The 25,773-nt window shown below is 47.9% G+C and carries 9 protein-coding genes; all 9 read right to left on the bottom strand.

Annotated features, from left to right (window positions below; translation table 11 throughout):
• Window positions 1–76: 76 nt before the first annotated feature.
• The 9 genes from QP775_RS19760 to QP775_RS19720 all read right to left on the bottom strand — a co-directional run bounded on the left by QP775_RS19760 (window position 77) and on the right by QP775_RS19720 (window position 25,752).
• Complete coding sequence (locus QP775_RS19760) at window positions 77–982, bottom strand: 5'-3' exonuclease (protein ID WP_239332017.1); 906 nt, start codon at window positions 980–982, stop codon at window positions 77–79.
• A 211-nt stretch (window positions 983–1,193) separates the two neighbouring features.
• Window positions 1,194–6,719, bottom strand: a complete 5,526-nt coding sequence (locus QP775_RS19755) for a non-ribosomal peptide synthetase (protein WP_285108595.1) — start codon at window positions 6,717–6,719, stop codon at window positions 1,194–1,196.
• 62 nt (window positions 6,720–6,781) lie between these two features.
• The gene (locus tag QP775_RS19750; protein ID WP_285108593.1) at window positions 6,782–7,516 is read right to left on the bottom strand and encodes a VOC family protein; all 735 of its coding nucleotides are present in this window, start codon (window positions 7,514–7,516) and stop codon (window positions 6,782–6,784) included.
• Window positions 7,488–9,902 carry a bifunctional Gfo/Idh/MocA family oxidoreductase/class I SAM-dependent methyltransferase gene (locus tag QP775_RS19745; protein ID WP_285108591.1) on the bottom strand — a complete coding sequence of 805 codons (2,415 nt, stop codon included), beginning with the start codon at window positions 9,900–9,902 and terminating at the stop codon, window positions 7,488–7,490. The genes QP775_RS19750 and QP775_RS19745 overlap by 29 nt, the downstream gene beginning before the upstream one ends.
• Complete coding sequence (locus QP775_RS19740) at window positions 9,889–11,025, bottom strand: saccharopine dehydrogenase family protein (RefSeq protein WP_285108589.1); 1,137 nt, start codon at window positions 11,023–11,025, stop codon at window positions 9,889–9,891. Before QP775_RS19740 ends, QP775_RS19745 begins: the two co-directional genes overlap by 14 nt.
• A gap of 281 nt (window positions 11,026–11,306) precedes the next feature.
• The gene (locus QP775_RS19735; RefSeq protein WP_285108587.1) at window positions 11,307–20,423 is read right to left on the bottom strand and encodes a non-ribosomal peptide synthetase; all 9,117 of its coding nucleotides are present in this window, start codon (window positions 20,421–20,423) and stop codon (window positions 11,307–11,309) included.
• Window positions 20,424–20,461: 38 nt separating this feature from the next.
• Window positions 20,462–23,464 carry a salicylate synthase gene (locus QP775_RS19730; protein WP_285108585.1) on the bottom strand — a complete coding sequence of 1,001 codons (3,003 nt, stop codon included), beginning with the start codon at window positions 23,462–23,464 and terminating at the stop codon, window positions 20,462–20,464.
• Between the two features lie 134 nt (window positions 23,465–23,598).
• Complete coding sequence (locus QP775_RS19725) at window positions 23,599–24,378, bottom strand: thioesterase II family protein (protein WP_285108583.1); 780 nt, start codon at window positions 24,376–24,378, stop codon at window positions 23,599–23,601.
• A 360-nt stretch (window positions 24,379–24,738) separates the two neighbouring features.
• Window positions 24,739–25,752, bottom strand: coding sequence for a helix-turn-helix domain-containing protein (locus QP775_RS19720; RefSeq protein WP_239332033.1), 1,014 nt, complete (start codon window positions 25,750–25,752; stop codon window positions 24,739–24,741).
• Between the last annotated feature and the right edge of the window lie 21 nt (window positions 25,753–25,773).

The raw sequence follows: 25,773 nt of genomic DNA, 5'->3' as shown, positions 1-25,773 counted from the left end.
GCCTGTAGCAGCAGGATCTGTGCAATACCGAGTGCTGGATATACACCCGGCATTGCGCATTTCAATCCTTCTATGTTTAAGACACTCCTGTAAAGGCAATCATGCTTTTCATTTCCAGCCGTTCAAAGATCAATTTCACTTCTTCAGCATCCGGAGCAAACACACATGCATCCAGCTCACATTCCAAAGGAACCTCACATTCTATGCGAGCCAGTTGTCTGGATAAATGCAGCATATCCAAATCCGCTTCAATCTTCGTACGAACCCCTTTGGTCAGCTCATGCATATGGTCTAAAATACCTTCAATCGTACCGTATTGCTGCACAAGCTTGTACGCTGTTTTCTCGCCGATGCCGCGAACACCCGGATAATTATCAGACGTATCTCCCATCAATCCTTTAACATCTATCACTTGTTCAGGAGTTAATTGACGTTCTTCCATCAAGTAGTCCGGGCTGTAAACAGCATAATTGCCATGGCCCTTCTTCATGATGATCACCTTCGTGTGCTCATGGACAAGCTGCAGCATATCGTGATCCCCTGTCAAGATCATAACATCATTCTGATCTCGATAAATGCGTGCCAGTGTCCCAATACAATCATCTGCTTCATAACCTTCACAAGATACATTTGGTATGCCGAAGGAATCCATGACATCACGGATAAGTTGGAATTGAGGCACTAGATCCTCTGGACACTCCGCTCGATTGGCTTTATATTCGGAAAATTGCTGCGAACGGAACGTCTTGCTGCTTAAATCCCAGCAGCATATGATATGAGAGGGCTTAAATCGTTCTACCGCATCCCAGAAATAACGAATAAAACCAAAGATTGCATTGGTAGGCGTGCCGTCACTCATCCTACGGATTGATCCGCCGTAAGCAGTTGCATAGTAAGCACGAAACAGCACAGCCATCCCGTCAACCAGCAGCACGCTTGGCCTCTGGCTTATAGCTGTGTTTAATTCTTGATCCTGCATCATATATTAAAATGCTCCTTTCGCGAAGCTTATGTATTTAGTATAGCATAGCTGCCTAGCAACAGCCGATAACGAATTCTGCCATTACGATGCAATACATTTGTTATGGAACAGCTGATGTGCACGCGCTTTAATTATGTCTGCTTCCTTTTCATGTGAAATATAAATAGCCCCCCGAGACAAACTCGGGGAGCTTCTATTCATAGTACAAGCGCTAGCATTTAAGCAGCGGTGCAGATACAATTTGTGCAACGTTAGCCACATGTTTGGGATCTTCTATACAACTAAAGTGATTGCCTCCAATTGTAATCACTTCAAAATCTCCTAGACAAACGTCCCTCCAAAAATCATGCGTCATTTGATCGGTACCTGGTAAAAAGCCAACCGGCTCTTCGGCTAATAAAAGTCGGATATTTCCCATATAAGGAAGCGGAGTATAACGCGACGCCATAAAGCTTTGGCAATACACTTTATACAAACCTTCAGCCATCTCAACCGGCATATGATTGCCCGTATTAGCCGTCACTGCATCCACATATGCGGTGAATCGATCCTTCATAGGCATCATCGCCATTTTATTAAATAGCGTCCCTACCTTGTCAAGTACTTTATCCCCGCCGATTGTGCAGACGGAGCCCTGCGGAACGCTTTGATTGTTCTGTTCAAAGACGTGGATCAGCCCACACCCAAGTTCTTCAGGAGTTGCATCATCAAACCCAGCTGATGCAAGGGAAATATGCAAATTGGGAACAAATAACGTTTCAATGACGAGATCATCATTAATATCAAACAACACGGGATGACTGTCAATCAGAACTAGATCACACAGTTCAATCCCCTTCTCGACTAGTCTTCTGGCCACTTCAATCGCGATCATGCCGCCCAAGCTATACCCAAGGAGCTGCATCTGTTTGCAGCCGCTTTCCAGCAAGCGCTCCGTATAGTCATCTGCAATCCGTTCAATAAGCTCTGACGGCGCCAAGGAACAGTAAGTCTCCACATCCGCAATCGAGATGCCTATAACTGCACCTAAATGATCCAGTTTAAGACGTTCCAGCAATAAGTGGAAACAATTCATCGTTCCGAGCCCTGCATGGAATACTACGCGAAGAGGTCCGGTCTCGCCTCCGCCATATGATGTAAGCGCAGCGTTGCTTGAGCTCCCTGCTGCCGCAGAGAGGGCAATAGCAGCCTGCCGTTCAGGCTCTTGATCGTATGAACGCATAAATTGGGACAGTTCCGCTACGGTGGGATAATTGAGCATTTGGCGAAGCAATGCATCATACGGAATAACGGTACGCATTGCTTGCTCTGCCAGCTTGTCACGTAGTTTGCCCGCAACTTGCGCCATAATAAGCGAGTCAGCGCCATGCTCATAAAAGCTTTGCAGCCTGCCAATACGCGGAATACCTAATGCACTTGCCCACATTTCGGCAAGCTGTGCCTCATCTTCATCCATGCTTTCTTCGGCAGCGACCATGCTGTTATCATCTCCTGTTGTAGCTGCAGGAAGCCAAGTCAGCAGCTCGCGCCGATCCAGCTTTCCATTCCCTGTTAATGGAAGGGCATCTACAATCTGTAGATGAGCAGGAATCATATACGCAGGCAGACGTTCAACGAGAAAATGCTCCAGCTCCGAAGTTTGTAAGGATAATCGATCCTGTTTCATCTGCTTGGCATACAGATGGAATCCTAAAGGGGCCAGCTTATGCTGTGATGCTGGCAAACATAAAACAGGTTCTTCCCCATACCTGTGCAGCAGTTGTAACCAGTCATCCTTACTCAGGTACGAACTGTCAGCACGAAGCTCATCGCCCGGTTCTGTCATCATAAAGGCTTGCGAAGCCAATATCCAGGCATGCTCTTCTGTTGGTTCCGTAAATATAAGCCACCCGCCTGGACTAATAAGTTGATTTAAACTGTTCATGCTGACTGGAATATCCCGTGCATTTTCCAAAACTCCAGCAGCCAGCACTACGTCGAAGCTATTAGGGGATAATCCCTGTGCCCGATAATCCTCATCTACATTAAATTGCCCAAAACGAACCCACGGATATTGTGCAAATCTGGCTTTTGCTCCCGGAATAAAGAAGGCCGTAACGTCCGTAAATACATACTCTACCTCATAACCTTCTAAAGCTTGTAATACTTTTTCTGTCGTTGCTCCTGTACCTGCCCCTACTTCCAAAATGCGCAAGCAACGTCCTTGTGGCTGGCTCGCCATAATACGCTGCAATAACGTACACATGCAATCATTGAGATAGTTCGCCATAACATGATCCACATATAAGGATCTAACGTGATCTAGCTTGCCTTCCGGAAACAATAACGATACTGCATCCTGCTGACCACCAAGCAGTTCTGACAGCTTCTCCGTATTGCTGCGCACATATGCTGTAAATCCTGATGAGCCAAGCACATTCAGCCAGATCGACTCCGCCGACACCCAGTAATCACGGACTGTTCTTTCATCGACAAGTTGCGCAGTACTGCAACGCCCATCAACATGTTCGACTAATAGCCCCGCTTGTGTCAGCTTTGCGATCCAACGCCGAACCAGCCAGCGATACTTAGGCAAGATACCTTGGCAGTATTCTATGGCCTCCTCAGCATACAGTTCGCCTGGGATAAATAGCCCTTGTTTTTGCAGTGCTAACAACATCGCGTAGTATACCGCCTGATCAAGCGCTGCTGTTGCTGATCGGATGTCTGCCACGTGTACATCACGTGTGGCTGCTGTGGCATGTTCATCGATGCCTTCCAGCAAAGGGGTCCACACCGCTTGTTCCACGCTTAACTGCCGTTCTGCCTTAAGGCCCGTTTCCACAAACGCTAACAGCGCTTGTTCTTCCCCTTTGCCAGATGCCACAACCCCTGCAGCAGCAACAACAGGATGCTGAAGCAGGGCAGATTCGATCTCTCCCAGTTCAATACGATGTCCCTTGATCTTGACTTGATTGTCTTCTCGACCAAGGAACTCAATCTCCCCGCCTGGCGTATAACGACCTAAGTCTCCCGTACGGTACAGCCGTTCTCCGTCAGAAGGATGTCTTATAAAGCGTTCCTGAGTTGCAGCCTCATTTCCCAAATATCCATCGGACAAGCCATCTCCGGAAATGTACAACTCGCCGCTAACCCACACAGGACAATCCCGCATCCGATCGTCCAATATTCGGAAGCTCTGATTATCCAACGGACGACCATAAGGAATGCTGCACCAGTCCTCTTGAAGTCCTGTATATCTATGATAGATCGACCAGATAGCAGCCTCAGTTGCTCCCCCCATACTTACAAGCTGCACCTCTGGCAACCGACTCATAATCAGATCTGGCAAAGTCAGCGGAATCCAGTCGCCGGATAAAAATACAAGCCGCAGGTCAGGGAGACAGTTGCCTGTTTCACCATTTAAGTATGCCATGAGCATTTGCATTAAGGCCGGGACCGTATTCCATACCGTAACGTTATGCTGCTCGATAAGTTCTGCCCAATGAGAAGGATCGGTACGTCGCTCATCACTTGGATAGACGACAGTTCCCCCTACTGAGAGCGGACCAAATATGTCGTAGACAGACAAGTCAAAGCTGAGCTGGGCAAGTCCCAGTACGCGATCATTATGGTTGATGTTAAATCTACGATTCAGGTCCGTAATCGTATTGGCGACAGCACGATGACTCATCACCACGCCTTTAGGCTGCCCCGTAGAACCCGAGGTGTAAATGATGTACGCAGGCAAGTCAGGATCACACTCACAGTGGACTGTATGATCCTGCATAGGTGGTAGCTGATCCACTTCGATGGTGGTTAAAGAATCAGGCCATTGAAGTCCCGTATCCGCGCACGTTAGGACATAACGAACGCCCGCTTGCTCCAGCATAGACAGACGGCGCAATTCAGGCTGCTTTGCATCGATAGGCACATATACTGCCCCGGCAGACAGCACGCCAAGTACAGCAGCTACTTGATGCGCACTTTTCTCCATAACAATAGCCACTCGATCCTGAACGACACATCCTAATGCCGTTAATCGTGCTGCCACTGCCGCAGCCCGCTGTACCAGTTCCTTGTACGTGATCGTTCCGCTGCTGTCAATGACAGCCGGCAGATCTGGTGTTGCCGCAGCTTGAACTCGTATGGGATAGTGCAAAGAATGATCTGGCAAAGGTGCTTTTGTTGCGTTGATCTCATATCTTTCGGTTAACTGCCACGCCGGCAACGAGATCGGGTCCGCTTCCTCCCAGACCAGGCTAGAACTCGCCAAAGAACGCAGCAAACCCTCAAATGCATCAAACATATCGTTAACCATCTGCTCCGGAAATACGCCGGCACGCACGTCCCAATTGACCTGCAGTCCAGCTGCGCTATCCATCGCCTGGCAATCGATCAACACTTGCGGCGTCTGGCTGATACCGTACCCACTTAATTTTCCGTCGAGAGAACTGCCTTGAGTGGGCTCAACAAGACCAATTGCACTCGTAAATACAATCGGCATCAGAGCAGCTTCACGTCCTCTTTTACGTGCAATTTCACGTAATACTTCAACTCCGGAATATAAACGATGGTCCAAGTCTTCAAATAACTGTTTTTGCAACGCCTTGGCATGTTCATAAAACCTATGGTTAGTCTCCCACTGCACAGCTAACAAGTTTACTGATGTAAAATCACCAACGAGGTCATGAACCTGAGCATGCAGCGGCAAGCGGTTTAGCAGCGTCAAGTTCAAACTAAATGTCCGATTACGACTCCAGCGCTCAATTACGGCCGCATATGCCGTCATTACCACAGCTGTTGGTGTCAAGCCGCGCTGCTGTGCATGATGCTTAAGCGTACCCCACTGTTTCTGGTCCAGTTGCAGATAGCGCCGCTCGAAACGAGGTGTCACCATCGCAAGCTGCTGCTTGGCAAGCGGCAAATCCGGCGCATACGGCAGCATATCGATGCGTTCAAGCCAATATTTTTTGTCATTGGCATAAGCTACAGTCTCGCGCAGGCCGCGCTCAGCCAGCACATAATCGCGGAAACGGAGGTTCAGTTCAGGCAGCTCTGTCCCAGGTTCTTTGTACAGTGCCTCGAACTCCGCTAACAATTGCCACATACTCGCCCAATCGGCAATCAAAAATTCCATGGATACATGGAGAATCGCACCATGACGTGTATGAGTGACACCAATATCATATAACGGCCAACGGTTCGTATCATAAATACGATGACCCATCTCTTCCCGAATTTGCTCAAGTTTAGCTTCAGCTAGCTGCTCCTCGCAATCTATCAGATTCAGCGATGCAATCTCCATACGAGGTACACTCTCCATCACTTGCTGATGACCATTTTGATCTATAATCGCCCTTAACATGTCATGACGTAAAATAAGTTGATTCCAGGCTTCCTCTGTTCGTGTCGGATCCAGTTCGGGGTAGTGGAGCTCCATATAAATATGACAAGCTACACCTCCATAACCGAACAAATCATGACGTCCTAGTAAATAAGCAGATTGGATATCGGTAAGTGGGAAAGGTTCATATCGTGAAGCTGGATCTGGCGTAAGGGCCGCTGCGGTGGATTCAGCTTGCAGCAATTCTAGCAGTTCCATTTTGTAAGCTTTTAGCAGTTGTACATCACGGTCTGTAAGCACACCTTTGGGAGATCTGAAGCGTAGATTCCCGTTTTCCTCCCACAAATGAATTCCTTCTCTGCGCAGACGCGTAAGCAGCTCTATGCAATCCGTTTTTAAGTTTACTGTCATCACTTCACACTTCCCTTCCTCTTCAATCCGGTCATTCAGCGATAGATCAATGCCGGTTCAGACTAGACAGACGTAATTACAGCACCATGCAGCAGCTTTGAGTCCAGTGTCTGGCATAGGCCTGAAAGACCGACTTCCATTACTTTTGTGTGTCTTATATGTGATGAGATGTCTACTCTGAGCCACTTATCGTTCTGTGACAAGGCATGAAATGAATCCATTTGATGTTCCGCTACCTCCATCTTGACCCACTCGACTCCGCGTGCTCCATTGGGGTGAGTGATTCGTAGAGGACGCTGGGGCGGATCATAAGTCGACACTACAAATGGCAAACCTAGCGGCTCAGTAGCAAACAGGCTATATTTCACCTTTTGCCCATCTGGACGGGTACGCCTGCCATGAATAACACGGGAGGTTGCTACACCTGCCTGATCAATTGCTTCTTTAATCACGGTCAGATCACGACCATCATCTACTGCGCCCCGCTGTGTATGCTCCATATCCTGTTCCTCCGGCTCCAGGGCAAGGTCACACCAACCTGATGCTGCTTTCGCCCAGTAAGACCAGCGTCTTCCCGCTACCTGCCCATAAAAGAGACCTAGCGGTCGTATGAAATAGGTCAATGGTTTAGGAATTTGGAAAAATTCAATAAACGGGCCTTGTTCAAACCACAATAAAGCGTTGTTCGCCCGATTCGGCGCGCTCCCCCACTGCATCGTAAATCCGAGTGCTTCATAATCCCTAACGACCTGCGAGATGTTGTCGACCTTACACAATATGTGGCTGCACTTCAGCATCTAGACCCTTCCTTACTACAAATAGTTTTTGTCCAAGTGGTGCAAGTGGATGAGCTTCATCTGGGAATGCAGCTACTTCATCGGCACCTGCCAATTGGAACACTTCCAGCCATTGATGAACAGACATAAAAGTGGTTTGGGTAAGCTGTCGATCGTCCTCGGGCACCGTCATCATAAAAGCCTGTGAGATCAACATCTCTACAAATTCCCGTGTAGGCTCTGTTATCAGCATCCAACCTCCTGGCACTAGCACTTGCATGAGGCCTTGAACCACCTTGTCCGTATCGCGCGCATTGTTAAGCATGCCTGCTGCGATTACGACATCAACGCTATGAGTCGTGAGGCCCTGCTCCGTCAGATCCCGATCAATATCCACAACGTTATAGCGCAGCCAAGGACAATGATCATAACGTTCACGAGCAGTTGATATAAAGAATTTAGAAATATCGGTAAATAAATAATCAACTGCTAGCTGTCCAGGCAGAACTTCCTGCAATCGTTTCGTTACGACGTCTGTAGTCGCTCCTGTACCTGCACCGATCTCTAGTATTCGCAGCTTGCCGTTCGTCCCGTTCCCTGTCGGGGACATTACTCGTTTGTTGGCGGCAATTCGTATGACTGCCTCAGCTACTGACTCGTTTAAGTACCGCGCAATGGCAGTGTCCCGGTACAAAGCATTGGCAACATCCATTCGACCCTCGGGAAATAATAGCAAGGCAGCTTGCTGCGTATCGCTCATCAGTTGAGGAAGCATCTCGGCATTACGCATGAGATAGTCAATCACAAGGGGAGATCCGAGCTTGCCATTCCAAGCCTGCTTAACTGCATCCCAGCGCTCATGCACCATCGCCGATGTCACCGTACCAACACTTCGAATGCGCCCCTTGTTTAATGTGATATAGCCATGTTCTGCAAGAATAGGCAGCCAGCGCTTGATCACATGTTGGTGACGTCGTGCCACCTTCCCAGCGACGAGCAACTCTTCCTCGCTGAATTCTTGATTTGTTGAAATGAATGCCCCTTGAGACTGCAGGGCAAATAACATGGAACTTAATGCTGCATCGTCCAGTCGATTCACACACGTGGTTACTTGAACGGCATTAATGCCTCCCAGTGTGCTTTCAGCGTAATCTGTACAGCGGAACACATCGAGTTCTATCACTTGATTAGGCCCCTGCCCCGAAACTACTCTCTCCTCTGTCAGTGCTTTCATGCCAACTTCATCTGTTCGGGCTGTTGAGTTTGTTGAGACAACTTGTACGATTGAATGCTCTGTCTCTTCAGGCTCTGGCGTGATCGCGGATGCTGCTGCGATTAACTGCTCTACCGCGAGCGGCTGATGACTGCTGCTTGCCCGCATGAGCGGATAGCCGAGTGCAGTCGTTAGCTCCTGCCATTGGCGTGCACACAGCAGTTCTTGCTGCGCCAACGTATCGATATCCGCTTTGGAGACATTGCCCAAAATGACATCTCTCATGGCTAACAAGTCTTGTCCGATAGCTCGCGGCCACTGCTTCAATAATATGTCTCTGTAACTCACAGATATTGCCCCGCCTAGAATTTCAGTACTGAAGCCAAGCAAGTGAGCTGAGGTCGTATTTTCCAGTTCCCCTGCAATATGAGGAAGATCCGGCACATGCAGACGAGGATGCCATACGACAGGTCCGTGAGTATCCACCAAGGATAAACTGCCACCCTCCACGCCTATTGCCATCCGGTGTAATAAATGTAGATAATTGTCCGGATCATGGGGATCTACTTCATTGTGCGCTCTTAATGTAATTGGAATATTTCCTAACGACCCAATTAATACTTGAAAGGGACCCTGCTCCCGAATCACATGGCTGATCTGCCATGGGCGAATGGTTGGTAGGGCTTCTAGCAAAATATGCATCAAAGGGAATGACACTTGTGTAGCACAAGCAACATCCAGATACAGTGCCTGCTGCTGCTCTAACAAGACACGCGCACTTCGGATAAATCTTTGTATGGCTGGCAAGTGGACATACAGATCCCCTGTCTGGAAATGAACTCCGTGCTGCCGTGCCGTTCGTAAACAAGCTGCCATATCCTTATGATGAACCGGCTGCTCTTGGATTACATGAATCCCACGGGCAAGCAGTTCCAGTGCTATTTCAGTTCCGCTGCCACCCATCACCCCGGACCGTAATACAACACAAGCTAAATCGACATGTTCGGGCAGCTGATCCAGCTCCGTATACAATGGAACACCATATCGTTCTGCACATTTACGGGACCGCTCACTACCTTTGGCAAACAGACCCACCAGCTCAAATTGTTCGGGTAGCGCAGATACGGCTTCCAGATAAAACTGGCCGAATCTAGAACCACAAACGATGGTACGTAATGGCTTAGGTTCGCTCATAGTCCACCTCCTGCTGACATTCTGTAACGGCAAGCTCAAGCTGATGATATTTAATTAAGCCATCCATCATCGCTGATACATCTATCCCTTCAGCCACAAAGAAACACCCCGGCTTTTTGCTGTGTCCTTGTGCAATTAATCGGGCAGCTTGAGCAGCCACAATACCCGATAACGCATTCCAATCATGAGGATATAATAGGCTCCCTCGAAGATGCACACGTCTGCCATCCTTGCTCCCTACAGCAGTGAGATAAAACATTGTATAATGATCTGCTGCTTGCCCGCTTCCATGAAATAGGGTGGTCAATGTCGCGGCGGACGCTTGTTTCTGCGCTTCCGTGTTGTATTGTTTGAGCGCCTTTATCATGACAAACTGGTTCAGCACAGACTTATTTGGATAAGTGTTATAAAAGTAGGCCGATTGAATGTTGTACATGTCAGCCATCCGCTGGAACTCACTATTTAAAATAGGGTACGTATCCAACAATCCTGCTGGTGGAGGCAACTCATAGCTGCGGTGGAAGGCCCCGGTCATTTTCTCTGCTTTTCCAAAATGGCTGTAGTTCATGCCCATGCCGGTGTCATCTTTAATGCTGCAGACAATGTCATAGGCCGCATTGATTGAGAATCCACCCTGGCCAGCAAAAAACACCTCAAGTTGATGAACTTCATCAAAGTATTGAACGGCCGTATAAGCAGGTAAAATTTCAGACAATCCTGGATATGCCCCTGAAGATACTAGAAATACCAGATTTTTTGCCTCAATTTCATGTGCCCGCCGCAAAAGAAGCTGATAGAGGTGCTCATCTCCAGATACATCGACATAGTGGACGCCCTGTTCCAAGCACGCAACTGCAATGATATCTTTCATTTGCTTGGATGGTCCTGCGCAATTGACAACGATTGTACATGACCGACAAAACTGATGCAGCTGCTCTGCATCGTAAACATCTACTTGCATGACGTTAATTCTTGTTTCATGCTCTGAAAAAAGAGATCGAAGCTGCTCCTGCTTACGGCCACCAAGCAAAATCGGGTACTCTGTTGCAGCTATCATCATACGCACTGCTTCTCTGCCTACATTTCCGGCAGCTCCCAGAATGCCAATCGTGTGATTGTTCAAAGTAGACCTCCTTCTTAGCCTTTTAGCCTTTTTTAGCCCTTTTAACCTTCTTCTTTATTCTGCTCCCCCTCTTTCGCCCTCAAAGAGAACATCATCCTGACATGCTGCTGCGAGTATGTCCCTACCTCTTTCAGTCTCTTAACTCAGCCTTATCATGAAATGACTGCTTTTTGATAAGTCCAACTTCTGTGTTTCATTTGCCTGTCTCATTGAAGGCGAGGAGGATTTCTGATTTTTTATATCTAGCTGCTGTGACTAGTAGTTACTGTTCATTTCCAGCTTTATATCGTTCCCTCTACATACTCCTGCTGGCACTGATCCGCACTAGACTCATTTGTTTCTAGAAACTCCGCCAGCATCCGAACGTTAGGTGCCTCAAACAGATCATGTAACGTCAAATCGATCTGATGCCGCTCCTTAAGCAAGTTAATACATTGAATAGCACGAAGTGAGTCACCTCCAAGGGCAAAGAAACTATCATCGATGCCTACTTGCTTGCAATTAAATATCTCCTCCCATATAAAGGCGATTTTCTGCTGCATATCGCTAGAAGGCGGCACATGTGAGGTATGAAGCTGGCTCGACTGCACACAACTTAGGGCAGCTAGAGCTTTGCGGTCAACCTTTCCGTTTGCTGACAGCGGCAGTTCGTCCAATAATACATATGAAGCAGGTACCATATAATCAGGCAGCTTACGCCGCATCGCATTGGACAGCTTGGCAGGCTGGAATACCGCCACCTTGTCAGGAGCCTGTGCAACAATTAAGCTCCGTCCTAGTTGGGCTGCAGCCTGATTGCTTGCCGGGAATGCAGCTTTGCTGACATAGTTATGCTGTGTTAACATCTCTAGCCAGTTCTCTGCTTTCAGTAAAGGCAAATGACATTCTCTTCGTTCATCTTCGATCTGGTTAAATCCATCCTCAAAAAAGCCAACAGTCGTCAGCATGATACGGCGATTATGAGTTGCTTCCATTAAAAAGAGATGACCGCCCGGTGCCAGCAGTGTCTGTAAATGTTTTAGGGTTGCATTCAAATTTCGTGACCGGTGAAGTGTGTTATCAGCGACAATCACATCCATACGATGAAGCTCATAACCTTGCTGGAGAGGCGAATGGTTCATGTCATATAGACTGAACTCGAGTGCAGTTGACTCGCCCCATGTCCGCTTGGCATTGTCAATGAAGTACGTGGACTCATCCACATAGAGATAATGCCCTCTACCTTCCGGCATGCAAGATACAAGCGTGCCTGTCAGACTGCCCGCCCGTGTTCCAATTTCCAGAACTCGAACCTCATGATCCGGAGGATAACTGTTTACAATCGTACTAAATACCTCACGAGCAAGCTTCAAGTCATAATCTTGGGCTAGATGAAATTGACGCAAGTTATCCGGTGTCAAGAAAGTATCTTTCTGCAGGAATAGTTCAAGCGGATCAATGTCGCCTACTAGCAGCCCCTTATATGACAAGCTGTCACGTTCGAGCAATTCAGCAAATCTCCTTGCATCTGGTGACAACAAAGGCAGCTTTAACACTCCGTCAGCTGACAGTTCCGCCAATCCCTCGTGTAAAGCTTGTTCATTCTTATATATGCCGATATCTGCAAACTCGAGCAGCCCCTCTTCAACCAATGCTTGCAGCCAATGCAGCAGTAATGTCCGATAACGAGATTGAATCTGACATTTAGCTGCCAGTTCATCAAGGGTGTATCGTTCTCCTGCATGTCTAAACACACCGAATTGATACAACGTGCGGCAAATGTAAGCCAAACTTAATCGGTCCGCCTCATCCATAAATGTTGCAACTGCCTCAACGTTAACAGAATCGGGAATATGTGCGGCTTCCCGCTCGCCTGTATGCACAATGTTCTGCCATCGTGATGTACAAACTTCAGCATCCGTGTGCTCGGTTACCATGATTTCGGAAGTTTGCTCAGCGCTTAGCACCACATAACCGACCAAGTGCTTATCTTGGTTCGACTCGCCAGCTACGAGTACAATGGCATCTTTGATCCCGTCATGACGCTTCATCGCAGCTTCTATTTCACCTAATTCAATCCGGTGTCCCCGAATTTTCACTTGACTGTCTTCGCGCCCTATAAACTCAATGTTTCCGTTTGGTAAATAACGTCCCAGATCTCCCGTACCATATAGCCGTTCACCTGTGCGAGGATGATAGATAAATCGCTCATTTGTTCTGACCGCATCGTTCCAATAGCCTCGTGCCAAACCGATTCCACCGATATATAGCTGACCTGCAACCCAAATGGGGCAGTCCTCCAGCCTTTCGTTAAGCACGTGATAGCGCTGGTTCAACATCGGGCGGCCATAGGGGATGCTTTTCCACGTTGAATCTACTTCTTGAATCGGGAATATGTTGGACCAAATAGATGCTTCTGTTGCTCCTCCAAGGCCAATAACTTCTATCTCTTGGACATGAGCCTTGATTTTGTCAGGCAAATCCAACGGTATCCAGTCGCCACTTAATAACACCAACCGCAAGGAGGATGACATGACGGCATTTCTTCCATCTCCATATTCAACCATCATCTGCATAAAGGCCGGCACTGTATTCCATATCGTTACTTCTTGTTGTTTCAACAACTCCAGCCAATGGGCAGGTTCCTTTGCCTTAGCTGCCTCAGGCATAACAATCGACGCACCTGCAGCCAAAATACCAAATATATCGTACACAGAAAGATCAAAATTCAAGTTAGAAAGCGCCAACACTCTATCCTGCGGCCCCACATGAAACCGTTTGTTTATATCCATAATCGTGTTGACAGCACCAAGATGGTCAATCATTACCCCCTTGGGTGAGCCAGTCGAACCAGAGGTATAAATGACATACGCCAGATCTAGCGGCTGTACAACAAGCTCCAGTGAATGGAGAGCGTCTGCACTTAAATTCATCTGATCTATACACCAGCAGTCTACATCGTCAGGCCAATTTAATTTTTGTTTCAGCCACGATTGGGTAAGAACGATGCGCACCTCTCCATCACGAAGCAGCTGCCATTGCCGCTCCTCAGGATGGTCTGGATCTACAGGGAGATAAGCAGCCCCAGATTTTAATATGCCGAGCACTGCTGGGATTTGTTCCCACCCCTTATCCATGACAACAGCAACCAACGTATTTGGCTTTGCGCCCTGGCCCCGTAAACGCGAGCCTATTTCATTCGAATAATGATACAAATCTTCGTAGGTCAATGTGCGATCTGGTGCAATTACCGCCGGATGTTGGGAGTTAAGGGCTGCCTGCTGGTCAAATAATTGGGTTAGTGTCTCCGTTGGAACAGTAGATTCTGTATCATTGGCTTCTAATCTCGAGTTAAGGTGAGGAACTGGTATCAGACTCGTTCCTGGTTCCCACCACACAGCATCTTCATCCGCAAGACGCTGCAGCAAACAGCAATAAGCCGTAAACATATCCTCTAGCAGCCCTTCCGGGAAAAGTCCCTCGACTGCATCCCATATCAAGAGCAGCTCACCGTCTTGTTCAACCACTTGGTGATCCAGCCATACTTGCGGTGTTTGTGTAATGTTGTACACTAGCTTGCCGAGCCACTTTCCACCAGAGTCGTCTCCGCTCCATTGGTCGACGCCAAGCGCACTCGTAAACACAACAGGCATCGATACACCTTGATGCTCTCCGTTCATTCGCGCCAATTCACGCTGTACTTGCACACCGCCGACATGAGGATGGTCAAGATCCTGCCACAACTGGTGCTGCAAGTTTCGCCCACGTGCCATAAAGGTGTTCCCCTGGGATTGATCAACTGCCAGCAGTGTCAGCGAAGTAAAATCTCCTACAATTTCCTGCACCTGCGGATGTAATGGCAGACGATTAAATTGCGTGAGATTAATCGTGAACTGGGGACGCTTGCTCCATACGCTTAGTACTTCTGCATAGGCAGTCAGGAGCAACCCGGAGGGGGTTAAACCTGCATCTGCCGAGCGTGTCTTAAGCTGCTGCCAGCTGTTACGGCTAAGCCGTGCATCTTGGCGGCAGAAGCGCTGCTCCGTCATTTGATCTGGATGCAGGGCCAGCGGCAGCTCCGGGGCAGGTGGCAAATCAGGCAGGCGGTCCAGCCAATAGGCTTCGTCCCGTAGATAAACATCGGATTGTTTTAGCTGTTCCTGCGCTAACACGTAATCACGGAATGACAGTTCGAGCACAGGCAGCGGCGCAGCCGGCTCATGATAAAGTCTGTTCCATTCACTCAGAAGATGAAACATACTCCAGCCGTCAAAGATTAGATTATCAAAGCTGATATGCAGCCTTACCTGTTGTTTACCGTAACAAGTCGCTCTCACGTCAAATAGCGGCCATTGATCAGTAGACAACACCTGATGAGACATTTCATTCCGAATGTGCTGTAGCGCAGTCTCAACCTCTGTCACAGATTGTCCACGCAAGTCGTTAAGGAAGATCGAATAGACAGCCACTTGTGGCAGTATTTGCTGAAGCTGCCCACCTGGAAGTATTACAGTTCTCATCATGCCGTGTTGTTCAATCAAACGCTGCCAGGCTCTTTCGATACGTTCAAGTTCTAGATCTGTCCCTTCAATTTCAAAGTAACAGTGGGTTGAAACGTTGCCTAAAGCATAAATCCCGCTTCTTCCTACCCAGTAAGCTTGTTGAATATCGGTTAGCGGAAACGGCATATGCTGCTGCGCGATGTCAGCTGTGATGAGCGGCAAGCTTGCAAGAGGCTTTACACTTTCCGTCTTCTTATCCAGCAGCTTCTGAATATGCTCTGCCAGCCCAGCTATTGATGGACGTTCAAATATGCTGCCCAGTGACAAATCCACCTCAAATCGAGTGCGAATGATCCCGATTAGCTTGGTAGCCACTAACGAATCTCCACCCAAAGTGAAGTAGTTGTCATTTATACCGACCTGATCCTTGTCAAACAACTCACACCAAATCGCTGTAAGAAGCTGTTCAACTTCTGTCTGCGGGGCTTGATAACGAATGTCAGACTTGTCCTTAATCAAATGATCTGAAGCCGGCAATGCTTGCCGATCTACTTTACCGTTTGCAGTAAGCGGAAGCTCCTGTAATGGAATAAAAGCAGCTGGAACCATATAATCAGGCAGCTTCTGATTCAAATAATGTGACAGTTTCTCCGGCTGGAAACGGGTGACGATATGCGGCGCCTGTGCAACAAACACATGCTGAGCGAATACAGCCGCAGCATCATCTGGTCGAGGAAATACTTCTACCTCTACAAATGTTCTCGACTGCAGCAGATGCTGCCAGGTCTCCACAGCTAGCAGCGGCTCGGCACGTCGTCCATCTTCATAAGAAGAACCTCCTGCTTCAAGAAATGCCGTGCTGATGTGCTGCAATTTGCTATTACGTGTCATCTCCGCGATGATTAATAGGCCGCCAGGAGCCAGCAGATCCTGTATATGTGTTAGTGACGTATGAATGTTACGTGCACGATGCAGGGCATTTGAAGTGATGATGACGTCATAACCATGTAGTTCATAACCTTGTGTGCCAGGATGCTGATCTATATCCAAGAGCTCATACTGAACAAAAGGATACGCACTAAACTTATGCTTGGCACGATTGATAAACAACGTGGATGAATCAGCGCATGTGTACACGCACTTGTCTCGCGATAATAAGGACAATAAAGATTCAGTCAGAACTTCGTTGCGAGCCCCTATTTCCAATATTCGAATTTCTTTCCCTTGGAGCGTGTTATGCAAGACATCGTCCAACATATGGCGTATCAATCCATTACAGTAGTCAGTCCCAGGAATAGTATTCAGCAGAATAGCCGGGGACAGTTCGTGTTCGTCGGAAAAATATAACGCTAGCGGGTCCAGCTTACCTGTCAGCAGATCCACGATATAGGGGTCCAATAGTTGCAAATAGCGCAGTAATCCCTGCGTTTGTGAGCCCCATGCAGGTGGTGCATCATGATCAAGAAAAGCAGGATCTATGAAAGGTTCGGTCAACTCTGACACTGAGTGCATTGTTTTCAAGTTAACGAAACTACCAGTTTCATCTTTGGTCAAAAAATGCTCTTGCTGCAGCGTATCAAGCCATTGTCCGATCAGCTTCTCATATCGGGGCTTAATGCTGCATTGCTGCATAATGGTATTCAGCGTATAACGCTCCCCTTGCTGTACTAAGGCACCTGCCTGCGCTAGTATACGGCACATGAAGCTGACGCTTACACGCTCCATCCACGCCCACCATGCAGGTACATACTGCAAATGAGTCCCATCCGGCCAGGCTTGAAGCTGACGCGCCTGAAGACGCCCTGCATCAGTCATTGCTGCCCAGCGCGCAGCTGCTTCTTCGAAATCCGCGTGTTCCTGCTCATAGCAGGACGATTCTTTCTCCGGATCAGTCACCACGTAACCGATCAGATGCTTCGTTCCACGCGGATCACCAGCTGCTGTTACGACCGCATCCCTTACACCTGGATACTGTTTTAATGCGGCCTCGATCTCGCCCAGCTCTATACGATGACCTCTAATCTTCACCTGGAAATCCATCCGCCCCAGGAATTCAAGGTTGCCGTCTGTCCAATATCGCCCGAGGTCACCTGTCCGATACCAACGCGAACCATGCCAGCTGACGAATCGTTGTGCTGTCAGTTCCTCGTCTCCGCGATAGCCTTGCGCAACACCGTCACCGCCAATCCACAGTTCCCCGGGTACCCAGTCTGGACAATCCCTCCCCTTGTCATCCACGACTCGGTAGGTCTGATTCGTTAATGGACGACCATAAGGAATAGATGTCCATTCAGCAGGCAGCGGAAGTGCAACATCAAAGGCATTGGACCAGATAGCTGCCTCGGTCGCTCCTCCCATCGCAACCAGATGGCATTGCTTGGCTGTGCTATTCAACCTTGATGGGAGGTCTAGTCCGATCCAATCACCCGACAGCATCGCGAGACGTAGATTCTGCAGTTGCTGCCGCTCGTGATCCGCTGCAACGAGCAGCATGTCAAGCAGCACCGGAACGGAATTCCAGATCGTAATCTGATGCTTGTTCATTAGTTCTAACCAATAGACAGCATCACGACGAGTATTTTCCGTAATCAGTACTAATGCCCCACCTGCGCTCAATAAGCCAAATAGGTCATAAACAGAAAGATCAAACTCAAGTGAAGATACTGCTAAAATACAATCCTTGTGATTCACCGCATAACGGTGATTAATGTCTGCGATCGTGTTCCACGCTGCCTTGTGTGTGATTTCCACCCCTTTAGGTTCTCCTGTGGAACCCGAGGTAAAAATAATATAAGCCAATTGCTCAGAAGAAACTGGAACAGGTCTAATTAAGGGATCTACGTGTGCCGCATCGTCGATAGCTATGCCTACGGTACCGTCAGGCCAATCTAACGTATTTGCAAATTCAAGGTTAGTAAGTACGTAACAAATGGCGGCCTTTTTATGAATGCGCTGGCGACGAACAGATGGCTGTCCAGTACTTATCGGCACATAACATGCACCGATTGCCAATACGCCAAGTACTGCAGCGACTTGCAGCATGCCCATTGGCAACGTAATTGCAACAGGCTCTCCCTCTCTTATCCCATGCCTCTGCAGCAGTGCTGCGACACGTAAAGCATAGTCAGCCAGATCACGGTAAGACCAAGTTGTGTTTGTCCCGCTGTCTATAAGGGCAGTTGCCTGCGGATTAACTTGGGCAATATCAAAAAATGAAGTGTGAATACATGGAGTAAGACGTGTATGTGAGGGAACAAGTTTATTGTTCGTTCTAGATGTAAGAGCAGCAGGATGTATCTCGGGTTCCATTTCCCAATTGTTATCTCCCACTACGAGCCAATCGATTAGTTCAGAAAAAGCGTTAAACATTTGATCGATCAGACCTTCGGGAAACAATTCGTCGACAGCGTCCCAAGCCAGCAACAAGCCGTCATTTATTTCATAGGTTTGAAAATCGAGCCATACTTGCGGCGTTTGAGAAATCATATACGAGAGCAGGCCTAACGTATGTTGGCATTCTTCATTCATAAATGGAGTTCCTAGATTACATGCGAATACAACTGGCGCAAAATCACGCTCGCCACGATGGACACGTGCCAAATCACGCTGAAGCTGTACCCCAGAGTATGCCGCATGAGCTACATCCTGATGAAATTGCGCCTGTACATCACGTACTCGCTGTAAGAAGGATACGCGCGAGCTGCAATTCACTTCAAGCAGCAGCAAATTCGTAAAGTCAGCAACAACATCCTCAAGGCCAACTTCCCCGGTCTGACGGGCAAACAATGGAATATTAATTAGGAACTTCGAATGCGTGCTCCATCGGTCGAGCACTTCCGCATAAGCGGCAAGCAGCACCATCGCAGGCGTCACATGATAAGCTGCCGCCCGCTGCTGCAACAACAACCATTCCGTATTGGCAACAACCCTATTTCTTCTATTAAATAACGGCTTTTTTATCGTATCGGCCTTCACTCTGAGCGGCAAGCCAGGAGCAGCAGGCAGCGTTAACAATCGCTCTTTCCAATAGGAAGTAGCTTGCTCCAGATCTGCGCTTCTACGCCTAGCTTCTTGGACAAGATAAGCGGCAAAGCTCCAATCAGCAGGCGCTGCAGGTGTGCACCCGTGCGTGTAGACGTCTGCCAGATCCCGCAGCAAAATGTGCAAACTTTGTACATCCGCGACCAGTAAATCGACATCCAGATGAAGCCGTGTCCGCTGATTCGGCAACAAGCTTAATTCTAGACCTGCAACTTGCCCCAGATCAACATCCAGGCGACGATGTGACAGCCGCTCACGTATATGGTCTAGTTCCTGTATAAGCTCTTCTTCCGCGTGCAGGCGTAGGTCATGTACGGGCAATACTTGATCATATGGAGTATCCATCACTTCCTGTCGACCATCACTCAGAAATCTGGCACGCAGCATCGGATGATGCATAAGCAATTTGCTCCACGCCGTTTCCAAACGAGCAGGCTCAACTCCAACACCGTCTAGTTCCAAGTAAGCATGGCAGCCAATCCCACCAAGTGGCTGGTCATCCTGACGTCCGAACCAGTAGGCCGATTGGACATCCGTAAGCGCAAAAGGCTCCCCCGTGTCCTCAACTTGGACCTGTCCCTGTATGCGTTCATCTTCTCTTTGCTTGTCTATCCCGCTTTGATCTAGCAATGACCACCAGTCACTAAGACGGGGCGAGACAATCAACTCTGCAAATGTAACGGCGGCACCGTCCCGGCGCCACTTGTTAACCAGCCTCATCATTTGCAAAGAATCGAGACCAAGCTCAATCAAGTTCTGATGATCTTCAAATTCGATTGGTACAGGCAGCATGCTCTTAATCTGCGACCGAACCTCTTCATAACTCAGCGGGGACAACAACATGACATCCGAGTTGCTGTTTGATCCATGGACCATGTACTTGATCACTCCTTTCGCTCGTACTGCCTATATTTTTAAACCTGAAATGCTCTTTCACGACTGGACACCACTAATTGTCGTGAAAAGCTGCTTAGTTTCTCACACGTTTCTTCCAGTTCCCGCGCCGGAACAGACAGCTTGACTACACCTGCGCCAGCATGGAGCCACGCCTGCTGTCCTTGCTGGTATATCGTCCGCAGCACAAGCGCAGCGTCCATCGCGCCATTACTATCAACAGTCATCACAGAACCACTGTACAGATTTCGCGGACTTGCCTCCAATCTGCCGATCGCTTCAATAGACGCTCGCTTCGGAATACCTGAAGCCGTTACAGCAGGGAACAGCGTCTGAAAAGCATGCCACGAGTTGCAGTCAGCGTTAAGCTTGCCTTTTAAACGTGAAGCAATATGCTGCACGGTCCCCCGATTGACAACGGACATAAATTGATTCATCGTAATGGTCTCCGGCTCACAAACTCGGATCAGTTCTTCGAATGCCAGCTTGACGGACACCGCATGCTCTGCGATTTCCTTCGGATCCAACAGCAACTCTTCCTTCAGCTTAAGTTCCTCTTCCAAGCTTCCTCCGCTTGAACGAGTGCCGGCAAGCGGGAAGGTGCTGACCCAGCCTTCACTGTCAACTTCAACGACCGTCTCCGGGCTAAAACCGGCTGCCTGCAAGCCGTCTATACTAAGCAAGAAAGATCTTGCAGGAGAATTCACCCTTCTTCCGGCTATGTAGCTGGCAGCCATATCAAGCTCCTGCTGCAGCGGTATTTTTCGGGATAGTATTACTTTTTCGTATTGTCGCGTTCGTATTTCTGCGACAGCATCCTGCACTTGAGCCATATAATTTTCCGCTTCATACGTATATACTTCTGGAACATCAAGCTTGGACTGATTTGCTCGTTGCGTGAGACTGCCTTTAACGGCATCGTACGGCTCCACAACCGACACATAATTAGACAGTCCCTTCACTAATCGCCCAAGTTCATCCAGCCGTTCAATCTGTAAGGACCTTATCAGAATTGAACCTGGTGTAAATCGCAGCTCCACTTGGGGAATAAACAGTTTTAGTAAACAGGGATCTTCCGCTAGCAATGGCAGGTCATGATTGTGACGACACAAACCGAAATTAGCTGTTCCATAAGCACGCCAATCATGCAGTGGGATAGTTGATAATGCGTTGTTTATCGTTTCGCTTAAGTCTCCGTTGTCCCAGCGCCGCGTATGGTCGCCTGTTCGTAAAGTCGTATGTTCCACATCAACGGATAAAAAGGCGTAAACACCCATCCCTAGCGCCAACTCTTCCCCATTTTCATATAACAGATAGTTCTCATACAGCCCTTGCTCCGTCATCTGCGCAGCCACTAGATGAGCATCACCCGTAAATGGAATCGTTTGTTCAAAGTAAGACCCTTTGGCTGGCTCTGCTTGATGCTCAGACGCTGCTGCCATTGCTGTTAATTTACGTTTATCGACCTTGCCTACGCTTGTCAGCGGCCAGGCATGGATAAGTTTGATCTGATCTGGCATTTTATAACGTGCAACTCCCATCTCGTTTAGAAATGTATAAATATCCACAAGACCAAGGTCCTCATTGTCAGTCATTAAATAAGCACAGCTTTTCTCACCAAGGTGGGGATCAGGCAGTGTGATCACAGCAGCGTCTTTAATCGCCGGATGCAGCCGCAAATAGGACTCGACTTCGGATGACATAATTTTTTCGCCAGCCCGATTGATCTGTTCTTTGATTCGTCCACCAATCTGAATGTTGCCTTCTGGTGTAATTCTCGCTTTGTCGCCGGAGCGATAGTACCCATCAGCCGTAAAATCGCTGCGGTTCTGCTCAGGTGCCCGATAGTAGCCGCTAATGGTATACGGTCCCCTCACTAGCAGCTCGCCATATGCTCCGTCTGCCACTGGCTCCCCGTTCTCATCTACAATCCGTATCTCGTCATGTGCGGACAACGGACGACCTTGACAGCTTTGGATAATAGCGTCAGAATCTGTCAGCGACGTACAGCAAATAAGACCTTCTGCCATCCCAAACACTTGCTGCAGCTTGCACGTCATCTCTGTCATAATCCGGTTAGCAACTGTAGGGTCCAGCATCGAACCGCCGACCTGCAGCACTTTGAGACTGGAAATATCGCTTGAACGATCCCATTCCAGCACCTCCAGCCACAGTTGAACAATCGCCGGGACAAGCGCAGTAATAGTTACTCTTTCTTTGGCGATCAGCGGAAAGGCTTCCTCGCAGCTTGTGGTTTGACACATAACTACTTTGCCGCCAACAGACAATGTACCTAAAATACCAGGACAGCAAAGCGGGAAATTATGTGCGATTGGCAGTACGGCAAGATAAACACTATCCGCATTCAGGCCGCTTCGTTCAGCAGCTGCTTTTGCATTATATATATAATCAGTATGAGTTCTTGGGATAAGTTTAGGGGTTCCAGTTGTTCCTCCAGATAAGAGCAGCAGTGCAGTATCTCGATATGAAGGCGATTCCAATTCTATTGAGGGCATGCTGATATCGGCAAGATTAACGCCGTTCTGACTTATGCCATCTGTTACGATAAACTTGATAGACGGATGCTTCTGCACTAGTTTATCTGCCATTTGGGTATAGTCGAAGCCAAGATATGTTGTTGGAATAATATAAGCTACTGGTTTGGCGAGGATAAAGATGCCGTCCAGTTCCGACTCCCTATGCGCAGGTAATGCCATAATCGGCAGCGCACCGACACGGAACAAAGCAAAGCAGGTGAGCATAAATGATATCCGGTTTGGCAGCTGTACGACTACATTATCGCCCTTCTTGATGCCTAGATGGACAAAACCAGAAGCAAGTTCATCCACTTTGTGATCCAGATCGCGATAAGTAAGACTGACATTCTCCTCAACAACTGCGATTCGACTTTGATAACGTTCTGCCCATGCTCGTAATTGCTGCCCAAGCGTACGTGGCTCCCAATAGCCAAGTTGTTCGTATGTTAATCCGGTCTGGTCCATACTTTCCTTATATGCGTTCATACTATCCTCCTCCTAAATAAATGCAGATGGAACCTTTGTTGTCTAAAGCCCAGTATGAAGCATTCGCTGTATGAGGATTCCTCCGCAAGGAATAGCGGCTTTGATAGGAATAATTGATAGAAATTGATGTATCTTTACTGTTGTGGAAGATCAACAAGCTGAGAGACGTACTGACGAAGTACTGTTGAGACAGCCGGCAGCAGAATATCCCTTCTTGTTTGGACAAAAAAATGATCCCCGTCGATCATCTCCAGGCTGACATTCCCTGTAGTGTGAAACTGCCACGCTTCAATCTCTTCTTGGGCAGCCTCTGTATCCTTAGTCCCGCCAAATGCAGTAATCGGACAAGAAAGCGGCTTATCTTCTACACAGCTATAAGTTTCATCCACTGTGAAGTCCGCACGCAGCATAGGGAGGAACAAATTGATCAGTTCCCTGCTCTGTAATATCGTTTCGGGTGTGCCCGCTAAGCGGCGCAGTTCTCTAATAAAAGCATCATCCGGGAGATGATGGACAGGCTTTGGTTCCGGTATGTGCGGAGCTCTGCTGCCAGACACGATCAATCGGCTAGGCTGTCTCTCCCCTACCCTGCGAAGATGGCGTGCCAATTCAAAGGCAATACGCGCACCCAGGCTGTGACCAAACAACATAAACGGCCGGTCCAGATGCGGAATAACCACCTCTGCAAGCGCATACACCAACTCCTGCATGCTGCATATCGGTTGTTCCGATATCCGATTCTCTCTGCCTGGAAGTTGAAGCGGATATACGCCCACCTCGGCGGGAAAAGCCTCCTGCCATCCCCTGTAAACAGAAGCACCTCCACCTGCATATGGCAAGCAGAACAGGCGAATTTGATCTCCTGCTTTTGGATAATTAAGCAGCCACGAATTCATTTTTGTTGCAGATTGCATCCATGCTCCTCCCCTTTTTGAAATACACGCTGTAAGTAAGTTAGTACTGCTAATTTGGCCGCCACCACTATCACTGGAGCTCGATTGTTAGGCATACTTTAAGTGTCAGGATGTAATAGGCCGCATTCAGCTGTAAACTGCTCCTTTCTAACAACATAATAATGATAATGATTATCATTGTCAAAATATTATTAGCATAAATATCAATTTATTTTTTGTAAACATGAGCCATGTCACGATTTCTCCAAGTTTATTTATCTACCTGACAGTTTCGTAAACAGGTATAAGGCCATAAAAAAGACACCTTTCCCCCACATGATTTATGTGGTCCTAAAGGTGCCTATTCATTCACTTTAAAGACTAACCTAGTACATGGCTACCCTGATCAGACCGCCCAGCTCCAGTATTGGATATGGCCAACTTGCGGTATTCGTTAGGAAGCATGCCTGTATTTTTACGGAACAACTCAGAGAAGCGGCTCGAGTTGGTATAACCTACAATTTTAGCAATCTGATTAATATTAAGGTCTGTGCTCGTTAGTAAACACTCAGCTTGGCACATACGCTTACTTTGGATATATTCTGTTATCGTGCGTTTATGGACTACTTTAAACATATATTTAAGCTTTGTTGTACCCATACAAGCAATTCGGGCCAGCTGCTCCAAACGAAGATCAAAGGAGAAATGATTATCTATGTAGGTCGCCACGGAGAGAAGGCTCTCCTGATCCTGTGCAGATAAATTCCTTATGGGGCACCAGCACTTGTGCTGTGAAGTCTTCTCTAAAATGAGCGAGACCGCCTCCGCTACTTTGCCCTCATAGTACAACTTGGCAGAGATACCTGTTCCGCGGAAATTACGAATCTGTCTCAGCAGAAAGACCAGTTCTGGAAAATCAGTCAAGCCATCCACGCCAATAAAAGCAGCTCGTGGGTCTTCATAATCACCGGGATATTTAGCATGCAGATAAGTTTCGTAATATTCCGGCATAATGATGATTCCCGTTGAGCACACGGGTATATTCTTATGATAGATTGCTTGATACAAGTTATTACAGCCAATATGGCCTTTGATACAGTTACTCGTTAATGGTTTGCATGGGTTTAGTTCCTCACCCGATACAGAATCGTAATAGTTTACACTCAAATATTCGGGCTGCTTATATTCAAAATACAAATCCTCGTAAAAAACAAAATTTTGGATAGAGATGGAAAACAAATTATTCTGGCAGTATGTCCAATAGTACCCGTCTCCTTTTTCAGGCACAACGGTAAAACAGGCTCCTTCACGACAGCATTGCTCATTACAATAATCGGGATAAAATCCGCTCCCCAACAAACAAGGCGTATGCATTTCAGCCATGATGTCGTTCATTTCATTCACCACCTTATGCCA

The organism is Paenibacillus sp. UMB4589-SE434 (genome assembly GCF_030226685.1).
Taxonomy (GTDB): domain Bacteria; phylum Bacillota; class Bacilli; order Paenibacillales; family Paenibacillaceae; genus Paenibacillus_B.
This window is presented reverse-complemented; position numbering and strand designations above follow the sequence as displayed.

Bases quoted from the DNA above. Each gene is read 5' to 3' on its own strand.
- QP775_RS19760 (WP_239332017.1), bottom strand. From the start codon at position 982: ATGATGCAGGATCAAGAATTAAACACAGCTATAAGCCAGAGGCCAAGC.
- QP775_RS19755 (WP_285108595.1), bottom strand. From the start codon at position 6,719: ATGACAGTAAACTTAAAAACGGATTGCATAGAGCTGCTTACGCGTCTG.
- QP775_RS19750 (WP_285108593.1), bottom strand. From the start codon at position 7,516: ATGCTGAAGTGCAGCCACATATTGTGTAAGGTCGACAACATCTCGCAG.
- QP775_RS19745 (WP_285108591.1), bottom strand. From the start codon at position 9,902: ATGAGCGAACCTAAGCCATTACGTACCATCGTTTGTGGTTCTAGATTC.
- QP775_RS19735 (WP_285108587.1), bottom strand. From the start codon at position 20,423: ATGGTCCATGGATCAAACAGCAACTCGGATGTCATGTTGTTGTCCCCG.
- QP775_RS19730 (WP_285108585.1), bottom strand. From the start codon at position 23,464: ATGAACGCATATAAGGAAAGTATGGACCAGACCGGATTAACATACGAA.
- QP775_RS19725 (WP_285108583.1), bottom strand. From the start codon at position 24,378: ATGCAATCTGCAACAAAAATGAATTCGTGGCTGCTTAATTATCCAAAA.
- QP775_RS19720 (WP_239332033.1), bottom strand. From the start codon at position 25,752: ATGAACGACATCATGGCTGAAATGCATACGCCTTGTTTGTTGGGGAGC.